Source organism: Amycolatopsis sp. WAC 04169, assembly GCF_003947535.1.
In the GTDB taxonomy this organism is placed as follows: Bacteria; Actinomycetota; Actinomycetes; order Mycobacteriales; family Pseudonocardiaceae; genus Amycolatopsis; species Amycolatopsis keratiniphila.
In genome coordinates this window covers 47,794-65,204 of sequence record NZ_QHJI01000016.1, presented here as the reverse complement: position 1 = coordinate 65,204, position 17,411 = coordinate 47,794, and the positions used below count along the sequence as shown (strand labels likewise).

Here is a 17,411-nt window from a genome sequence, read left to right as displayed (position 1 = left end):
ACTAGGTGCGGGCGCTCGCGTGGGGCAGAATGTCGCGCGTGACGACCTCCGAAGCCGATGCCCTCACCGCCGAAGAAACCGAACTGATCCAGTGGATCGAGTCGCAGGCGCAGGCGAGAGGGAACGCGGTCATCGCGGTCGAAGGCGACGAGGAGGAAGCGAACTTCTGCTTCACCGCTTGCGCCTGGGCGTTGCACAACGTCGCGGAAGCGGTCGTGATCGGACTGCCCGAGCACATGGGGCCGGTCCTTCTCGACGCCTACGTCGACCGGGCGGCCGCGGGCGAGATCTTCGAGGTCGGCAAGCGCTACGACGATTTCTTCGAGGGCGCGCCGGTGGTCTTCGAACGGGTCGCGAAGGGGCACTATCCCGAGTACTTCGGGAGCGCGTTCCTGATCTACCCGGACGGGGACTTCCCGGCGCTGCAGTTGATCGTCGCCACGCCGGACGGGCATTTCCCGTGGCATCCGGACGCGCCCGAGGGCTTCGCGCGGTACCAGCCGGTGCTGACCGAATCCGGTGACCCGGAGAGCTGGACGCCGGGCGTCGACGGCCCCTGAGCCACCGCCACGCGTGCTAGGAACGGTCCTTTCCTTGCGAAATTTGCAAGGAAAGGACCGTTCCTAGCGTTCGGGGCACCTGCGTCCACGCATTCAGAGGACTAATTGCGGGGTCACCGAAGCCAGGGCGCCAGGTCTTCCGTGGCGTCGGGCCACTCGGAGGCCAGAGCCGCCGCCGGACGGAACTCGACGCAGTCGTCCGTATAAGGCGGCACGACCACGGTCCCGACCAGGCTCCACTCACCGGTACTCACCGACGCCTGCCACACCCCGGCCGGCACCACCACCTGCGGACGCTGGCCGGCCGCGACGTCGGGCCCCAACACCGGCCGCGAAACACGCCCGTCGGGGAACAGCAGCAGCATCCGTACCGGCGCGCCGGCGTGGTGGGCGTAGATCTCCAGCCGGTCCAGCCGGTGCGGCGCCGAGGTTTCCGGCGGCGCGAGCAGGTAATAGATCGCGGACGCGGTTTCGTCGCGCCAGCTCTGCGTCCAGCGGCCACCCTCCACGGGCAACGGCTGGAGACCCAGATGGGCGGTGAAGTCGTCGGGACTCGGCATGTCCTCATCTTGCCCGGACCCCTCGCCGGGTAGCCTCGAATCTCGAACTGATGTTCGCCGGAGCGGAGGAAAACGCGTGCGGGTACTCGGGGTCGACCCCGGTCTGACCAGGTGCGGGCTCGGAGTGGTCGACGGCGGCACGGGCCGCACCGTCCGCCCGGTGGCCGTCGACGTCGTGCGGACCCCGCCGGACGCCGATCTCGCCGTGCGCCTGCTGGGAATCTCCGATGCCGTCGAGCGCTGGATGGACCGCTACAAGCCCGAGGCCGTCGCCGTCGAGCGGGTGTTCGCGCAGCACAACGTGCGCACCGCGATGGGCACCGCGCAGGCGGGTGGCGTCGTCGCGCTCGCCGCGGTCCGGCGCGGGCTACCCGTCGTGTTCCACACCCCGAGCGAGGTCAAGGCCGCCGTCACCGGCTCCGGCCGGGCGGACAAGGCGCAGGTCACCGGTATGGTCATGCGGCTGCTCGGTCTCGAGGTCAAACCGCATCCGGCGGACGCCGCCGACGCGCTCGCCCTCGCCATCTGCCACCTGTGGCGTGAGCCGATGCGCGTCCGGCTCGCCGAAGCCGAGGCCAGGGCGGCCGAGATCGCCAAGAACCACAAGGCCAGGCTCGCCGCCGCGGCCAAGCAAGCCAAGACGCAGGGAGCGCCTCGATGATCTCCTCGGTACGCGGTGAAATCCTCTCCATCGGTCTCGACCACGTCGTGATCGAGGTCGGGGGAGTGGGCTTCGCCGTGCAGGCCACCCCCGCCACCCTCGCCACGCTTCGCCGCGGCGAGCAGGCGATGCTGCACACCGCGCTCGTGGTCCGCGAGGATTCCTTGACGCTGTTCGGTTTCGCCGACGCGGACGCCCGCGAACTGTTCGGCCTGCTGCAGACGGTCTCCGGGATCGGGCCGCGGCTCGCGCTGGCGACGCTCGCCGTCCTCGATCCTGACAAACTGCGGTCCGCGCTGGTCGAAGGCAACATCACCGTGCTCACCCAGGTGCCCGGCATCGGCCGCAAGGGCGCCGAGCGGCTCACGCTCGAACTGCGCGACAAGGTCACCGCGCTCGCGGGCCCGACCGACGGTTCGCCGTCGGTCGTCGCGCCCGGCGCGCTGCGGGGCGAGGTCGTCGAGGCGCTCGCGGGCCTCGGCTTCCCGGCCAAGCAGGCCGAGCAGGCCGTCGACAAGGTGCTCGGTGAGGGCGAAGGCCACACGACGTCGTCCGTGCTGCGCGCCGCGTTGGCCACCCTCGGGCGTAAGCGGTAACCGGCCACATGGACTATGAGGCCGTGACGGAGTTCGAAACCGACGAGACGCTCTCGGCGCTGCCGCAGACGGGCGAACGCGAGGTCGAGACCACGCTGCGCCCGCGGAAGCTCGACGAGTTCGTCGGTCAGCCGCGGGTGCGTGAACAGCTCGAACTCGTCCTGGAAAGCGCGCGGCGCCGCGGTGTCCCGCCGGACCACGTCCTGCTCTCGGGCCCGCCGGGACTGGGCAAGACGAGTATGGCGATGATCGTCGCCGCCGAACTCAACGCCGCCATCCGGATCACCTCCGGGCCCGCGCTGGAACGCGCGGGCGACCTGGCCGCGATGCTGTCCAACCTGGCGCCCGGCGACGTCCTGTTCATCGACGAGATCCACCGCATCGCCCGCCCCGCCGAGGAGATGCTGTACCTCGCGATGGAGGACTTCCGCGTCGACGTCGTCGTCGGCAAGGGGCCCGGCGCCACCAGCATCCCACTGGAGATCGCGCCGTTCACGCTGGTCGGGGCCACGACGCGGTCCGGTTCGCTGACCGGTCCGCTGCGCGACCGGTTCGGCTTCACCGGCCAGATGGAGTTCTACAGCGACGCCGAACTGGAACTCGTCGCGCGCCGGGCCGCCACGATCCTCGACATCGACATCGACCGGGACGGCTGCGCGGAAATCGCCCGCCGGTCCCGCGGTACACCTCGTATCGCGAACCGGCTCTTGCGCCGCGTGCGCGACTACGCCGAGGTCCGGGCGGACGGCAAGGTCACGCGCAAGATCGCCCGTGCCGCGCTGGAGGTCTACGACGTCGACGAACTCGGCCTCGACCGGCTCGACCGTGCGGTGCTGACCGCGCTGGTCCGCTCCTTCGGCGGCGGCCCGGTCGGCGTGTCCACGCTGGCCGTCGCGGTGGGGGAAGAACCGACCACCGTCGAAGAGGTGTGTGAGCCTTACCTGGTCCGCGCCGGTATGCTCGCCCGCACTCCTCGCGGCCGGGTCGCCACAGCGGCCGCGTGGGAACACCTCGGCCTGCCGGCCCCGGCCGGTGCCACGCGTGGCGAGCAGGGCGGCCCGAACCTGTTCGACCAGGACTGAACGGACCGTTCACGCGGTTCGAGGCCCGTGGTGACGACGGGTGGTGGTGGAGTTTCCGCTGGCACCTGGCACACTCGGGGAGAGCACACCCCGCCAAACCGGACAAAACAGCGCACCGCGCGGCGTCCGCTCGAAATGGAGAATCATGAACCAGTTATTGCTGCCGCTGCTCCTGATGCTCGTTGTGGCGATTCCGCTCGTCATGGGCACCCGTAAGCAGAAGAAGGCGGCGGCGGCGCAGCAGGAGCTGCTCTCGAGCCTGGCTCCCGGTGACCGGGTGATGACCACCTCCGGTCTCTACGCGACTGTCGCCGACGCCTCCGCCGACACCACGATCGACCTCGAGGTCGCTCCCGGCGTCGTGACCACCTGGCTGCGCCAGGCCGTCCGCGAGAAGGTCGAGCCGGTCGTGGAGACCGACGAGGACGCCACTGACGCCACCGACACCGACGAGGTCGTCGAGGCGCCGGTCGTCGAGTCGAAGGACGACGAGCGCGTCGAGGAGAAGTCGGGCGCGCAGATCGCTCCTCCGCTGGAGCACGGCAAGAAGTAGCGCTTGTAAGGCCATCCCCGACACCAGACTTTCGTAGGTGCGGGGCCAACGCCGGGCTCACGCAGCACCGAGTAGTGTCTCGGTGCTGCGTGCGTGTCCGTCGTCATAGTCGTGCTCGTTCGCGGTACCACCGGACTCCCGTCCGGTTGAGTGAACAGCCAAGTCCATTGGGGAAAAACCCAGTCCGTCCGAGGAGACCGAAGCACAGTGGCCGCACCGGCCGGGCATCTCCGCCCGGGACGCTATCTCGCCTTCTTCGCCCTGATCGTGGTGGCGCTGTACGCCCTGGTGTTCTTCACCGGAAGCGGCAAGCCGACGCCGAAGCTCGGCATCGATCTGCAAGGCGGCACGAGGGTCACCCTGTCCGCCCGAAACCCCGACGGCGGCGACCCTCCGCGAGAGTCCCTCGAACAGGCCCGCTCGATCATCGAGCGCCGGGTCAACGGTATCGGCGTCAGCGGCACCGAGGTCGTCCTCGACGGCAGCAACGTCGTCATCACCGTCCCCGGTGAGCAGGGCGACCAGGCCAAGACCCTGGGCAAGACCGCGAAGCTGGGCTTCCGGAAGGTCGTGACGTCGCAGCCGGCGACCCCGGTCCAGCAGCCGTCGACCCCGCCCGCTTCCGGCGCGCCGTCTTCGGCGCCGCCGTCCTCGCCGGGCGTGAGCGCCCCGCCGACCAGTCCGGCCAACGGCGGTGGCGCCGCCGGCGCGCCGCAGCAGCAGCCCGGCGCGGACTCCGACGAGCAGACGAAGAAGGAGATCGAGGAGGCCCGGAACCTCCGGCAGAACCCCGATCTGCTTTCCACGGACCAGGCGAAGCAGGCCGCGGCCGCCGAGAAGGCCTTCGCGGCGCTCAACTGCGACCCCAAGGTGTCGGACCCGCTGGTCGGCAACGACCTCACCGACAAGCCGCTGGTCGCCTGCGGTGACAAGAACACCATGAAGTACCTGCTGGAGCCGGAGTTCCTGCCCGGGACCGAGATCTCCGACGCCTCCTCGGGCTACGACACGCAGAACTCGCAGTGGGTCGTCAACCTGAACTTCAAGGGCGAGGGTTCCCGCATCTGGGGCGACTTCACCTCGAAGAACGTCCAGAAGCAGGCGGCGTTCGTCCTCGACACGCAGGTCGTCTCCGCGCCGACCATCCAGTCCGCGATCCTGGGCGGGCAGACCCAGATCACCGGCCGGTTCAGCCAGACCGAGGCGAAAGACCTGGCGGACGTGCTGAAGTACGGCTCGCTGCCGCTGTCGTTCGAGTCCTCGGACGCGACGACGGTGTCCGCGACGCTGGGTCTCGCGTCGCTGCAGGCGGGCCTGATCGCCGGTGGCCTCGGCCTCCTCATCGTCTTCATCTACTGCTTGTTCTATTACCGGCTGCTCGGCGTGCTGACGATCCTGTCGCTCGCCTTGTCGTTCTCGCTGGTCTACGCGGTGCTGGTGCTGCTGGGACGGTGGATCGGGTACACCCTCGACCTCGCCGGAGTGGCGGGCCTGATCATCGCGATCGGTATCACCGCCGACTCGTTCGTCATCTACTTCGAACGATTGAAGGACGAGATCCGGGAAGGCAGGACGTTCCGCTCAGCGGTGCCGCGAGGCTGGTCCCGCGCCCAGCGCACGATCCTCGCGTCGGACGCGGTCAGCTTCCTCGCCGCGGCCATCCTGTACTGGCTGGCCGTCGGTGAGGTCAAGGGCTTCGCGTTCACGCTCGGCATGTCGACGGTCCTCGACCTCGTCGTGGTCTACCTCGTGACCCACCCGCTGGTCGCGATGGTGTCGCGCTCGAAGTCGAAGTTCCTGTCCAACCCCAAGAACCTCGGCCTCGGTGCCGTGCAGCAGGTGGGCTCGGAGCGCAAGGCGGCCCGTCCGGCCGCCGGCCGCCCGAACGTCAAGGAGGCGTGACCGTGGTCGACGACAACACCACCACCGCGGGCAAGCGCGAGAGCATCTTCCGCCGCCTCTACGTGGGCACGGGCGCGTTCGACGTGGTCGGCAAGCGCAAGCGCTGGTACATCTTCTTCGGCGCGCTGGTGCTCGTCTGCATCGCGTCGATGGGGATCAAGGGCTTCAACTTCGGGATCGACTTCGAAGGCGGCACCCAGATCCAGCTGCCCGCGAACGGCAAGAACGGGCAGATCACCGAACAGCAGGCCAAGGACGTCTTCTCCGAAGCGCTCGGCCGTCCGGCCGACGAGGCGCAGAAGGTCGGCAGCGGTGCCTCGTCGACCATCCAGCTGCGTTCGGACACCCTGGACGCCGCCGAGGTCGCCAAGATCAAGGAAGCGCTGTTCCGCGACCTCGGTCCGATCGGGTCCAACGGCCAGCCGAGTGTCCAGGCCATCAGTGACAGCGCGGTCAGCGCGTCCTGGGGCGGGGAGATCTCGCGGCAGGCGTTGATCGCGCTCGGGGTGTTCCTCCTCGCGGTCACGCTGTTCCTGGCGTTGTACTTCGACACCAGGATGGCCGCCGCGGCGCTGATCTCGCTCCTGCACGACATCGTGGTGACGGCGGGTGTGTACTCGCTGATCGGCTTCGAGGTCACGCCGGCGACGGTGATCGGTCTGCTGACGATCCTCGGGTTCTCGCTGTACGACACGGTGGTGGTGTTCGACAAGGTCCGCGAGAACACGCGTGGCCTGCTCGGGCTCACCCGCCGCACCTTCGGCGAGGCGGCCAACCTGGCGCTGAACCAGACGCTGATGCGGTCGTTCAACACGGCGCTGATCGCGATGCTGCCGATTCTCGGTCTGCTCGTCGTCGGGTACATCCTGCTCGGCTCGGGCACCCTGCAGGACCTGGCGCTGGTGCAGCTCACCGGCACCCTGGTCGGCGTGCTGTCCTCGGTCGCGCTGGCCACGCCGCTGCTGGTGGACCTGAAGATGCGTGACCCGAAGTTCCGTCAGCAGGCCGACCGGGTGGCCGCGCGGCGCGCGAACCAGGCCCGCAAGGCCGCCGAGCGCGACGACGACTTCGACCCGAACGACGAGGACGCCCTGGCCGCCGAGCTCCGCAAGGAGAAGGCGTACGCCGCGGCGGCGAGCGTGCCGGCGCGGAACCAGAAGGCCCACAAGGGGCGTCCGTCGGGTAAGCGCAAGAGGTAATCCCGGCCGTCGAACGCTATGAACGGTCCGTTCCTTGCGAAATTTGCAAGGAACGGACCGTTCATAGCGTTCAGGGACCCGAAGCACGACTGGAGAGCAGGAAGTACATGGAGCTGCCCAAGGCACTCGACCTCATCGCCGACGTACCGGACTTCCCGGAACCCGGTGTGCTGTTCCGGGACCTGAGCCCGCTGTTCGCCGACGCGGCGGGCTTCAAGGCCGTCACCGACGCGCTGGCCGCCACCGTCGACCCCGACGTCGATCTGCTGGCCGGGGTGGAGGCTCGCGGATTCCTGCTCGCGGCCGCCGTCGGTTATGCCCGCGGCCTCGGTGTCGCGTTGATCCGCAAGCCGGGCAAGCTGCCCCGCGTCGCGGGCAGGGTCGGTTACACGCTGGAGTACGGCACCGCGACCGTCGAACTGCCCGAAGGTGTCGTCGAGCCCGGCCAGCGTGTCGCGATCCTCGACGACGTGCTCGCCACCGGTGGCACGGTCGCGGCGACCTGCAAACTGCTCGAAGACGCGAAGGCGCAGGTCAGCGGGGTTTCGGTGGTCATGGAACTCGGCGCGCTCGGTGGTCGTTCCGTGCTTGAGGGGCGCCGTGTGGAGGCCCTCCGGGTGTGTTGACCGGGCGCACCAAGTGAGCCGCGAGGGGGAGCGGTTACCCTTGATGTCCGAAGGCCGCACGAAGCGCAGGAGGTGCGGGTGAGCCAAGAGCTCGATGCCGCGGTGTCCTCGAAGGACGGCACCGAGCAGAACGGTGCGGCGCGACAGGGGGCGGCGCCGACACCGTCCGCGACACGCCGCGTGCGCGCCCGTCTCGCCCGCCGGATCACCGCGCAGCGCGCCGCGCCGGTCAAGCAGGTTCTCGAACCGCTCGCCGTCATCCACCGCGAGCTGCACCCCAACGCGGACCTCGCGCAGCTGCAGCGCGCGTACGACGTCGCCGAAGAGCTGCACCGCGAGCAGCGGCGCAAGTCCGGCGACCCGTACATCACGCATCCGCTCGCCGTCGCGACCATCCTCGCCGAACTCGGCATGGACACCACGACGCTGGTCGCGGCGCTGTTGCACGACACCGTCGAAGACACCGGCTACTCGCTGGAGAGCCTGAAGGCCGACTTCGGCGAGAAGGTCGGCGAGCTCGTCGACGGCGTCACCAAACTGGACAAGGTCAAGCTCGGTACGGCCGCCGAGGCCGAGACCATCCGCAAGATGGTCATCGCGATGGCGCGCGACCCGCGCGTGCTGGTCATCAAGCTGGCCGACCGGCTGCACAACATGCGCACGATGCGCTTCCTGCCGCCGGAGAAGCAGGCCCGCAAGGCGCGCGAGACCCTGGAGGTCCTCGCCCCGCTGGCGCACCGGCTCGGGATGGCGACGGTCAAATGGGAGCTGGAGGACCTGGCCTTCGCCATCCTGCAGCCGAAGAAGTACGACGAGATCGTCCGCTTGGTCGCCGATCGCGCGCCTTCGCGCGATACGTACCTGCGATCGGTGATCACGGATCTGACCAGCCACCTCGAGGGTTCGCGGATCACCGCCAAGGTCGAGGGCCGCCCGAAGCACTACTACTCGATCCACCAGAAGATGATCGTCCGCGGCCGCGACCTCGACGACATCCACGACCTGGTGGGCGTGCGGATCCTGGTCGAGGACGTCCGCGACTGCTACGCCGCGATGGGTGTCGTCCACGCGCTGTGGCAGCCGGTCCCCGGCCGGTTCAAGGACTACATCGCGCAGCCTCGCTTCGGGGTGTACCAGTCGCTGCACACCACGGTGATCGGGCCGGACGGCAAACCGCTCGAGGTCCAGATCCGGACCTACGAGATGCACCGCACCGCCGAGTACGGCATCGCCGCGCACTGGCGCTACAAGGAGACCAAGGGCACCCACAACGGGAACGCCATGGACGTCGACGAGATGGCGTGGATGCGCCAGCTCCTCGACTGGCAGCGGGAAGCGGCGGACCCGGGCGACTTCCTGGAGTCGCTGCGCTACGAGCTCGCCTCGCGCGAGATCTTCGTGTTCACGCCCAAGGGTGACGTGATCACGCTGCCGGTCGATTCGACGCCGGTGGACTTCGCCTACGCCGTGCACACCGAGGTCGGCCACCGGTGTATCGGTGCCCGCGTCAACGGCAGGCTCGTCGCGCTCGAGCGCAAGCTGGAGAACGGCGAGGTCATCGAGATCTTCACCTCGAAGGCCGAGACGGCGGGGCCGAGCCGCGACTGGCTGCAGTTCGCCGGTTCGCCCAAGGCACGCGCGAAGATCCGGCAGTGGTTCGCCAAGGAACGCCGTGACGAGGCGATCGAGGGCGGCAAGGAGGCCATCACCAAGGAGGTCCGCAAGGTCGGCCTCCCGATCCAGCGGCTGGTCTCCGCCGAGTCGATGGGCGCGGTCGCCACCGAACTGCGGCACCCGGACATCAGCTCGCTGTACGCGGCCGTCGGCGAGGGGCACACCAGCGCGAAGCACGTCGTGCAGCGGCTGGTCGCGCTCATCGGCGGCGTCGACGAGGCGGAGGAGGAGCTCGCCGAGCGCGCGACCCCGTCCACCGTCACCCGCCGCCGCGGTTCGAACGACGTCGGCGTCGTGGTGAAGGGCGCCAGCGACATCTGGGCCAAGCTCGCCCGCTGCTGCACGCCGGTGCCGGGCGACGAGATCCTCGGTTTCGTCACGCGTGGCGGCGGCGTCAGCGTCCACCGGACCGACTGCACCAACGCCGACGACCTGCGGGCCCAGCCCGAGAGGCTAGTCGAGGTCGAATGGGCGCCGTCGGCGTCTTCGGTGTTCCTCGTCGCGATCCAGGTCGAGGCGCTGGACCGGCACCGTCTGCTCTCCGACGTCACCAAGGTGCTCGCGGACGAGAAGGTCAACATCCTGTCCGCGTCGGTGACGACGTCGCGCGACAGGGTCGCGGTCAGCCGGTTCTCGTTCGAGATGGGCGACCCGAAGCACCTCGGGCACGTGCTGAAGGTGGTCCGGGGAGTCGAAGGCGTTTACGACGTGTATCGGGTCACTTCGGCTTCGTGACCGCCGGTGGGTCCCGGCTAGAGTCCGAGGATGACTGACGGGTTCGAATTCACTCGCGACGGCGAGGTCGCACGGCTGACGTTCACCAGGCCGGAGAAGATGAACGCAATCACCTACGGGATGTGGTCGGCGATCCCGGACGTGGTGGCGCGGGTGGAGGCGGACCCGGCGATCAAGGTCCTCGTGCTGACCGGCGCGGGCGCGCATTTCTCGGCTGGCGCGGACATCAGCGAGTTCCGGGACTTGCGGTCGACCGCCGACGCGGCCGAGACCTACGACAAGGCCGTCGACGGGGCCGTGGCGGCGCTGACGGCGTCCCGGAAGCCGACCGTCGCGATGATCCAGGGCAACTGCATCGGCGGCGGCTGCCAGATCTCGGTCGCGTGCGACTTCCGGTTCGCGGCGGAGGGTTCGCGCTTCGGTATCACGCCGGCGAAGCTCGGGATCGTCTACCACTTCGACTCGACACGGCAGCTCGTCTCACTGGTCGGCCCGGCGAACGCGAAGTACTTCCTGCTCTCGGGCGAGCTCGTCGACGCGCGGCGGGCGCGGGAGATCGGGCTGCTAAACGACGTCTTCCCGGCCGACGAGCTTGAGGCCTCGACGGCGAAGTTCGTCGGGACGCTGGCTTCGCGTTCACAGGCGTCGGTACGCGGGATGAACCGGATCATCGAGAAAATCGTTGCGGGGCAACAGGAATCCGACTCCGAAGTGGACGAGATCCGGCTCGGGGCGCTGCACGGCGAGGACTATGCCGAAGGGGTGGCGGCGTTCTTGGCGCGGCGGCCACCGAAGTTCACCTATCGCTGAGGTTCGCGTTGCCGGATGGCGCCCGCCGCATTTTCCTGCCTCGATTGGTCGCGTTGTTGTTGCGCGAGAAAGTTTTTTATGGCTTGAGCCGGACGTGCTTATGGTCGATTCATGGAGTGGAAATTTCAATCGGCCGAAGAGCTTACGACCGCTTTGCGCGCCGGTGAGGTGACTTCGGCGGAACTGACCGAAGAGGCGATCACCCGCATCGAGCGGGAAGACAAGGCGATCAACGCCATCTGCGTACCGGACTTCGACCGCGCGCGGGCCGCCGCGCGCGACGCCGACCAGGCGCGGGCGCGCGGCGAGGACCGGCCGCTGCTCGGCATCCCGGTGACGGTCAAAGAGTCCTTCGACATGGCCGGCCTGCCCACGACCTGGGGCATGCCGCAGCATCAGGACTTCGTGCCCGCCGAGGACGCGGTGCAGGTGTCGCGCCTCAAGGCCGCCGGCGCGGTGGTGCTCGGCAAGACCAATGTGCCGCTGGGGTTGCAGGACATCCAGTCCTTCAACGAGTTCTACGGCACCACGAACAACCCTTGGGATCACGATCGGACTTCGGGTGGATCGTCCGGCGGATCGGCGGCGGCACTTGCGTCCGGCTTCGGCGCGCTGTCCATCGGCTCCGACCTCGCCGGTTCGTTGCGCACCCCCGCGCATTTCTGCGGCATCTACGCGCACAAACCGACGGTCGGACTCGCGGCGACCCGCGGCATGGTCCCGCCTCCGGCGCCTGCCTTGCCGGTCGACCTCGATCTGGCCGTCGCCGGTCCGATGGCGCGCACCGCCCGTGATCTCACGCTCCTGCTCGACGTCATGGCCGGGCCCGATCCGCTGACACACGGGATGGCGTACGAGGTGAAGCTGCCGCCGGCGCGCCATGAGCGGCTCGGCGACTTCCGGGTCTTGGTGATCGAAGATCATCCGCTCATCCCGACCGGGGCTGCTGTGCGGGCCGGTGTGAACCGGGTGGCCGACGCGCTGGCCGACGGCGGCGCCCGCGTCGAACGCTACAGCCCGTTGTTCCCCGATCTGACCGAGTCTGCGACGCTCTACACGCAGTTGCTGTTCTCGAGCACCGTCGCGCGTTTCCCCGTCGAGGCGTACGAGCAACTGCAGGCCGACGCCGCCGGGCTGAGCGCGGACCACCGGAGTCTCGACGCGGCGCGGCTACGCGCCATGGTGTTCACCCATCGAGACTGGCTGGCGGTATACGACCATCGCGAACGCCACCGGCACGGCTGGCGGCAGCTGTTCGCCGAGTTCGACGCGGTGGTCTGCCCGATCACGCCGACCCCCGCGTTCCCGCACGATCACGATCCCGATCTGCTGGGACGCCGGATCGACATCGACGGCGCCGGGTATCCGTACTTCGACCAGCTCGTCTGGGCGGGTGTGGCCACCATGCCCGGCCTGCCCGCCACGGCCGTGCCGACCGGCCGTTCCGACGAGGGCCTTCCGGTGGGTGTGCAGCTCATCGGTCCGGCGTTCGAGGACCGCACCCCGCTGCGGCTGGCGGAACTGCTCGAACGGACGCTCGGCGGCTTCCAAGCGCCGAGCTAGATCTCGTCCCAGGGATTGCTGTCGTACGCTTCGGCGAGGATCCGGCTCGTTTCCGGAGCGTGCGACAGCTCGACGTCGTCCACCGACGCCACCGGCCAGCCGACCGACTCCGAATTGGTCAGGAACATGGCGTCGAACCCCGGCAGGTCGGCGGGGCGGACGTCGCGGATCTCCTGCGGGATCCCGTTCCGCTCCAGCCCGCGTCGCACGAGCTGCTGGGTGATGCCGTCGAGCACCGGAGCCTGCGGCCAGACCACCGTGCCGCCGTCGAGGAACCCGACGTTCCAGATCGACGCCTCGCTGACCCGGCCGTCGTAGTCGACGAACAACGCGTCGTCGTATCCCGCCAGCTTCGCCTCGCGCATGTGGTGGAGCAACCCGAACGTGCCGACGTGCTTGACCTCCGGAAGCACCCGTTCGTAACGCACGGACCGCAGGCGGAGCGGCTTCATCTCGTGCTCGCGGGGCGGCCCGGTCCGGACGAGGACGTCCGGTGCCGCGGGCGCGCCGGGATCGGACCAGTCCATCGCGCGGGAGAAGATCAGCACCCGCACCGACAGCGCGTCCTCACCCCGGATCGCCTGACGCACATACGCGCGCACCGCGTCGGTGTCGAGGTCGCCGCCGAACATCCGCCGCGTGCTCGTCACGAGGCGGCGAAGGTGGACGTCCAGGCCGCGGACCTTGCCGTCGCGCACCTGCATCGCGGTGAAGTGGCCATAGCCGAACCCGCCCGCCAGGTCTTCCGACCGGGCGGGCGCGCCGTTGATCTCCAGCTTCACGTCAGGCGTTGACCGTGACGCCGGTGAACTTGACCTCGGTGTTGGGCGGGCCGGTGCCGTCGCCGTTGCCGGCCTGCGCGTTCGCGCCCGCCTTGGCGACCTTGTCGAGCACCTTCAGGCCCTCGTCGGAGATGCTGCCGAAGACCGAGTAGTCCGCGGGCAGTTCGGCCTCGCCGTAGACCATAAAGAACTGGCTTCCGCCGGAGTTCGGCTGCTGCGTCTTCGCCATCGCGAGGATGCCGCGGCCGTACTTGATCTCCTTGAACGCCTCGTCCGGCATCGTGTAGCCCGGGCCGCCCATGCCGGTGGCCTCGGGGTCGCCGCACTGCAGCATCTGCAGGCCGCTGGTGCCGAGCCGGTGGCACTTGGTGTCGTTGAAGTAGCCCTGCTGGGAAAGGCTGATGAAGCTCTGCACGGCGCACGGGGCGAGCGCCCGGTCCAGCGTCAGCGGGATGTCGCCCGCGGTGCTCTTCAGCACGACGTTCACCGTGCCGTTCGAAGAGACGTCCTTGCCTTCCGGCTTGTTCACCTTCTTCGAAGCCTGCTTGCTTGCGTCGTCCTTGTAGTCGCAGGCCACCGGGTTCGCCAGCGGCGTCGGCCGCTTCGGCATCGGAGTGCGCTCCGTGGGGATGGTGACCTCGGGGGTCGGAGGAGCCGAGCTCGGGGAAGCGTCGGAGGCGGCATCGTCACCACTGTTACTGCTGACGATCCACCACACCGCGCCCGCCACGATGGCGACGACGCCGACGACCGCCACCGAGCCGACGATCTTGCGCCGCTTGGCCTTCTCGGCCCGTCGCACGATCTGTCGCTCGAGCTTGCGCTTCGCGGCTTCGCGGCGCTGCTGGTTGGTCGGCACCCGCCCTCCCGGTTTCCACTCGATGTCACACGTCTGAGGTAGCGGGAGTCTATTGGCACAGCCTGTGAGGCCCCCGTACAGGGGCCGCTAGGCTTACTTGATCGTGATCAGGGCCATCCTGTCACCTGTTCGGCGGAAGATCTGAGGAGGCGTTTCGTGCTGGTTGTCGGTTTTCCGGCAGGCCCCCTCGAAGCCAACTGCTACCTGCTCGCCCCGGACGGCGGCGATGAGTGCGTGATCGTCGACCCCGGCGAGGAAGCCGCCGAGCCGATCGAGGCCGCGCTCGCCGAGCACGGTCTGAGGCCCGCCGCGATGCTCGCCACCCACGGCCACCCCGATCACGTCGCTTCGGCGGGCGAGGTCGGTGCGCGCCACGGGATACCTCTCTATCTGCACGAGGCGGACCGGCCACTCCTCGGCCAGGACGCCGGTCAACGGAAGGACGGGATCGTGCCACTCGTCGATGGCCCGCTGAGGCTGGCCGGACTGGAGATCACGGTGTCCGGCACACCGGGTCACACCGCCGGTTCGGTGGTCTTCGGGCTGACCTCCGCCGAGGGCGGCCGGATCGTGCTCACCGGGGACAGCCTGTTCGCCGGTTCGATCGGCCGGTCTTCCGGCGACGGCGGTGAGCTCGTGCGTTCCCTCGGCACCAAGGTGATGACGCTGCCCGACGACACCGTCGTCCTCCCGGGCCACGGTCCGGCCACCACGATCGGCCGAGAGCGGGCGGCGAACCCCTTCCTGGCCGGGACGGGCGCGTGATGACCGAGCCCACCGGGACCCCGGAGACCCCCGAACGTCTCCCGCTGTTCCACGACGACCCCAAACTCCGTCGCAAGCGCGGCTGCTCCAGCGTCGCCGGCGTCGTGATCTTCGCGGCCGCGTTCGGCGGGATCGCCGGGCTGATCGGCGGTGAGATCGCCGGGCTCGTGGTCGCCGGCGTGATCGCGCTGCCGCTGCTGTACGTCATGTTCTACAACCTGCGCCGCCGGGTGTGGCTCGAAGGCGACACGCTCATCGTGCGGACCTGGGGAGTGCGGCGGATCGAGCTGACCGCGGCCGAGCGCATCGATCTGGTGATCAGCGACGTGCGCGGGACCCGGACGGTCAGCCTGCTGGTCAACGCGGGCAAGCGCCGCAAGGTCGCGAAGGTCGACCTGGCCGTGTACTCGGGCGCGGGCGGCAGGGAGCTGGGCATCCTGCAGCTGCGCAAGCTGGCGAACGCGCTGCTGAACAACACCGACGCGAACGGCCTCGTGTTCTCGGAACTGCTGGTGGCGCAACTGAAATCGGAAGCGCGTGGCGACGCGGCGGCGGAGCGTCCGCTCTACCGGCTGGCCTCGGCGGCTCCCGCCGGGAAGTACATCCAGCGGTTCACGATGGAGGCGGTCAGCCGCTTCGTGGCGACCCTGGACTGAGCTGGGCGAGACCGCTCCGAGTGTCATGAAAGGGTCGTTCAGGACATTTTTCGTCCTGAACGACCCTTTCATGACACTTGATCCGGCCGGGCGCCTGCGGTCTCCAGCTTCTCCAACCGGGTCTTGATCTCCTCCAGCTGGTAGACGATCTCCGGCAGTTCGCCCGCGGCGAAGGTCGCCAGCCGCTCCGAGTGCTTGAGCGTCGCCCGGACGTCGTCGAGCGCGGCGGCGATCTTGGGGACCGCCTCGACGGCTTCGAGCGTCGAGACGAGCACGCGCCGCGCGACCGCGGTCAGTTGTCTCGGGACGGCGAACACGGCGAACATGGCCCCTCCGAACCTCGGGTGCGGCCTCTTCGTACCCGACTCCGGCCCGTGATCGCGGGGTGGGCTCGCGTTTTGGGGCGCTTGTGGCTACCGGGACTCTTGGGGCTCCCGCGAGGCGATCAGCGCGGCCAGCACGGTGGTGACCGGGACCGCCGCGACGATGCCGACGCTTCCGGCGAGCGTCCGGATGATCTCCTGGGCGATGTTCTCCGCGCCCAGGATCGAGCCGAGTCCGACGCCCGAGAGCGACGTGTACAGCAGCACCGGCAGCGCCGCGCCCGCGTAGGCCATCACGAGCGTGTTGACCGCCGAGCCGACGTGATCGCGCCCGATCCGCAGGCCGGCGCCGTACAGCTCACGCCACCCGAGCGCCGGGTTCGCCCGCCGGAGCTCCCACACCGCGCTCGTCTGCGTCACCGTGACGTCGTCGAGCACACCGAGCGCGCCGATCACGACACCCGCCAGCAGCAGTCCTCGCGCGTCGATCCCGTGCCCGAGCGAGCCGATCAGCTGGGAGGTGCTGTCGTCGAGCCCGGTCAGCGACGCGGCGGCCGAGAAGATCGCCGACAGGACACCGATCAGGACCAGGCTCACCAGGGTGCCCAGCACCGCCACCGAGGTTCTCGCGGACAACCCGTGTGTCAGGTAGAGCGCGACGAACATGATCGCGCCCGCGCCCGCGATCGCCACCAGCAACGGACTTTCGCCGGCGAGGATCGAAGGCAGTACGAAGAGCGCCAGTACCAGGAAGCTCAACCCGAGCGCGATCAGCGCGGCGACCCCCTGCCAACGGCCGAGGACGATCACCGCGAGCGCGAACAACCCGGCGAGCAGCAGCAGCGGCGTACCACGCTGGAAGTCGACGATCTGGAACGACGCGGGGTTCGTGACGTCGCCGCCGTTGTAGGAAAGCACCACCTTGTCGCCCGCGGCGAACCGCGGCGTGCTCGGCTCGATGGGCAGCGTGAGCTTCAGCGGCTTCCCGGACGCGGGACCGTCGGTCATCGTGAGCTCGCTGGTGAGACACGGTTTCGCGTCCGGCGGCGGCTCGCCGACCTGCACCTGTCCTTCGGCGAGGCACGGTCCGGTGATCGTCCCGGTGACCGTCGCGTTCACCGGGGTCCCCTGCGGGAAGGCGCTTTTCGCCGGCTCCTTGCCCCACGGATAGAGGAAGACCATCCCGGCGACGGTCGCGACGGCGAGCGGGATCAGCAGCCACATCAGCAGCAGCCGGACGCGGCGCGACGCGGGCGCCGCCGGTCCGTGGCCGTGCGAGTGCCCGTGGCCGACCGGCCCGGGTTCGGGCTTCGGTTCGGTGGCGCGACGTCTGGCCGGTTCCGCCGGTCGCGGCCGCTGGGCCGGTGGGCGGGGACGCCGTGCGCCCTCGGGCGGCGGCGTCCGGCGCGGCGAACGGGACGTTCCGGGCGATCGATCGGACGGGGTGTCCGTTACCCGGCGAATCGGGCCGGTGTCGTCGTCGGAGATGTCGCGGCGGTTCACCC

At 69.3% G+C, this 17,411-nt stretch carries 18 protein-coding genes; 13 read left to right on the top strand and 5 right to left on the bottom strand.

The genetic code is table 11. The features are described 5' to 3' along the window. The first annotated feature begins 29 nt into the window (after positions 1-29). On the top strand, positions 30-560 hold the full coding sequence (locus tag DMC61_RS37625; RefSeq protein ID WP_125695266.1) for a DUF4262 domain-containing protein: 531 nt from the start codon (positions 30-32) through the stop codon (positions 558-560). A gap of 113 nt (positions 561-673) precedes the next feature. Here the strand turns inward: DMC61_RS37625 and DMC61_RS37620 are convergent, their stop codons facing one another. Further along, positions 674-1,120: a cupin domain-containing protein gene (locus tag DMC61_RS37620; protein ID WP_125695265.1), complete on the bottom strand. Its 447-nt coding sequence runs from the start codon at positions 1,118-1,120 to the stop codon at positions 674-676. A gap of 76 nt (positions 1,121-1,196) precedes the next feature. Here DMC61_RS37620 and ruvC point away from each other — a divergent pair, with 76 nt between their 5' ends. The 10 genes from ruvC to DMC61_RS37570 all read left to right on the top strand — a co-directional run bounded on the left by ruvC (position 1,197) and on the right by DMC61_RS37570 (position 12,521). Beyond that, positions 1,197-1,781 (top strand): crossover junction endodeoxyribonuclease RuvC, encoded by a 585-nt coding sequence (ruvC, locus tag DMC61_RS37615; RefSeq protein ID WP_125695264.1) that lies wholly within the window; start codon positions 1,197-1,199, stop codon positions 1,779-1,781. Continuing rightward, complete coding sequence (gene ruvA, locus DMC61_RS37610; protein ID WP_016334758.1) at positions 1,778-2,377, top strand: Holliday junction branch migration protein RuvA; 600 nt, start codon at positions 1,778-1,780, stop codon at positions 2,375-2,377. The genes ruvC and ruvA overlap by 4 nt, the downstream gene beginning before the upstream one ends. Positions 2,378-2,385: 8 nt before the next feature. After that, positions 2,386-3,459, top strand: coding sequence for a Holliday junction branch migration DNA helicase RuvB (gene ruvB, locus DMC61_RS37605; protein ID WP_016334757.1), 1,074 nt, complete (start codon positions 2,386-2,388; stop codon positions 3,457-3,459). A 145-nt stretch (positions 3,460-3,604) separates the two neighbouring features. Next, positions 3,605-4,012 carry a preprotein translocase subunit YajC gene (gene yajC / locus DMC61_RS37600; RefSeq protein ID WP_016334756.1) on the top strand — a complete coding sequence of 136 codons (408 nt, stop codon included), beginning with the start codon at positions 3,605-3,607 and terminating at the stop codon, positions 4,010-4,012. 207 nt (positions 4,013-4,219) lie between these two features. After that, positions 4,220-5,914, top strand: a complete 1,695-nt coding sequence (secD, locus tag DMC61_RS37595; RefSeq protein ID WP_016334755.1) for a protein translocase subunit SecD — start codon at positions 4,220-4,222, stop codon at positions 5,912-5,914. Further along, on the top strand, positions 5,911-7,113 hold the full coding sequence (gene secF / locus DMC61_RS37590) for a protein translocase subunit SecF (RefSeq protein WP_016334754.1): 1,203 nt from the start codon (positions 5,911-5,913) through the stop codon (positions 7,111-7,113). Before secD ends, secF begins: the two co-directional genes overlap by 4 nt. Positions 7,114-7,220: 107 nt before the next feature. Then, positions 7,221-7,739, top strand: coding sequence for an adenine phosphoribosyltransferase (locus DMC61_RS37585; protein WP_125695263.1), 519 nt, complete (start codon positions 7,221-7,223; stop codon positions 7,737-7,739). A 78-nt stretch (positions 7,740-7,817) separates the two neighbouring features. After that, positions 7,818-10,148, top strand: a complete 2,331-nt coding sequence (locus DMC61_RS37580) for a bifunctional (p)ppGpp synthetase/guanosine-3',5'-bis(diphosphate) 3'-pyrophosphohydrolase (RefSeq protein ID WP_037338923.1) — start codon at positions 7,818-7,820, stop codon at positions 10,146-10,148. A gap of 30 nt (positions 10,149-10,178) precedes the next feature. Beyond that, positions 10,179-10,958 (top strand): enoyl-CoA hydratase/isomerase family protein, encoded by a 780-nt coding sequence (locus tag DMC61_RS37575; protein WP_125695262.1) that lies wholly within the window; start codon positions 10,179-10,181, stop codon positions 10,956-10,958. A 111-nt stretch (positions 10,959-11,069) separates the two neighbouring features. Further along, positions 11,070-12,521 (top strand): amidase, encoded by a 1,452-nt coding sequence (locus DMC61_RS37570; protein ID WP_125695261.1) that lies wholly within the window; start codon positions 11,070-11,072, stop codon positions 12,519-12,521. Here the strand turns inward: DMC61_RS37570 and DMC61_RS37565 are convergent. Beyond that, positions 12,518-13,303: an aminotransferase class IV family protein gene (locus tag DMC61_RS37565; RefSeq protein ID WP_125695260.1), complete on the bottom strand. Its 786-nt coding sequence runs from the start codon at positions 13,301-13,303 to the stop codon at positions 12,518-12,520. The two genes, DMC61_RS37570 and DMC61_RS37565, sit on opposite strands and share 4 nt — an antisense overlap. A gap of 1 nt (position 13,304) precedes the next feature. Then, entirely contained in the window at positions 13,305-14,162 is an 858-nt protein-coding gene (locus DMC61_RS37560) for a peptidylprolyl isomerase (RefSeq protein ID WP_125695259.1), read from the bottom strand. Between the two features lie 156 nt (positions 14,163-14,318). On the opposite strand from DMC61_RS37560, the gene DMC61_RS37555 reads away from it, so the two are divergent. Continuing rightward, the gene (locus tag DMC61_RS37555) at positions 14,319-14,927 is read left to right on the top strand and encodes an MBL fold metallo-hydrolase (protein ID WP_016334747.1); all 609 of its coding nucleotides are present in this window, start codon (positions 14,319-14,321) and stop codon (positions 14,925-14,927) included. Continuing rightward, the gene (locus tag DMC61_RS37550) at positions 14,927-15,583 is read left to right on the top strand and encodes a hypothetical protein (RefSeq protein WP_043848156.1); all 657 of its coding nucleotides are present in this window, start codon (positions 14,927-14,929) and stop codon (positions 15,581-15,583) included. Before DMC61_RS37555 ends, DMC61_RS37550 begins: the two co-directional genes overlap by 1 nt. Before the next feature lie 68 nt (positions 15,584-15,651). Here DMC61_RS37550 and DMC61_RS37545 read toward each other — a convergent pair whose 3' ends face one another. Together DMC61_RS37545 and DMC61_RS37540 are read right to left on the bottom strand one after the other, a co-directional pair. After that, on the bottom strand, positions 15,652-15,909 hold the full coding sequence (locus DMC61_RS37545; RefSeq protein WP_016334745.1) for a hypothetical protein: 258 nt from the start codon (positions 15,907-15,909) through the stop codon (positions 15,652-15,654). A gap of 87 nt (positions 15,910-15,996) precedes the next feature. Next, on the bottom strand, positions 15,997-17,409 hold the full coding sequence (locus DMC61_RS37540) for a YibE/F family protein (RefSeq protein ID WP_125695258.1): 1,413 nt from the start codon (positions 17,407-17,409) through the stop codon (positions 15,997-15,999). Between the last annotated feature and the right edge of the window lie 2 nt (positions 17,410-17,411).

What these genes read in the sequence shown, in the direction of transcription:
- DMC61_RS37550 (WP_043848156.1), top strand. Translation starts at nt 14,927, where the DNA reads ATGACCGAGCCCACCGGGACCCCGGAGACCCCCGAACGTCTCCCGCTG.
- DMC61_RS37570 (WP_125695261.1), top strand. Translation starts at nt 11,070, where the DNA reads ATGGAGTGGAAATTTCAATCGGCCGAAGAGCTTACGACCGCTTTGCGC.
- DMC61_RS37620 (WP_125695265.1), bottom strand. Translation starts at nt 1,120, where the DNA reads ATGCCGAGTCCCGACGACTTCACCGCCCATCTGGGTCTCCAGCCGTTG.
- ruvA (WP_016334758.1), top strand. Translation starts at nt 1,778, where the DNA reads ATGATCTCCTCGGTACGCGGTGAAATCCTCTCCATCGGTCTCGACCAC.
- DMC61_RS37585 (WP_125695263.1), top strand. Translation starts at nt 7,221, where the DNA reads ATGGAGCTGCCCAAGGCACTCGACCTCATCGCCGACGTACCGGACTTC.
- DMC61_RS37575 (WP_125695262.1), top strand. Translation starts at nt 10,179, where the DNA reads ATGACTGACGGGTTCGAATTCACTCGCGACGGCGAGGTCGCACGGCTG.
- DMC61_RS37545 (WP_016334745.1), bottom strand. Translation starts at nt 15,909, where the DNA reads ATGTTCGCCGTGTTCGCCGTCCCGAGACAACTGACCGCGGTCGCGCGG.
- yajC (WP_016334756.1), top strand. Translation starts at nt 3,605, where the DNA reads ATGAACCAGTTATTGCTGCCGCTGCTCCTGATGCTCGTTGTGGCGATT.
- DMC61_RS37625 (WP_125695266.1), top strand. Translation starts at nt 30, where the DNA reads ATGTCGCGCGTGACGACCTCCGAAGCCGATGCCCTCACCGCCGAAGAA.
- ruvB (WP_016334757.1), top strand. Translation starts at nt 2,386, where the DNA reads ATGGACTATGAGGCCGTGACGGAGTTCGAAACCGACGAGACGCTCTCG.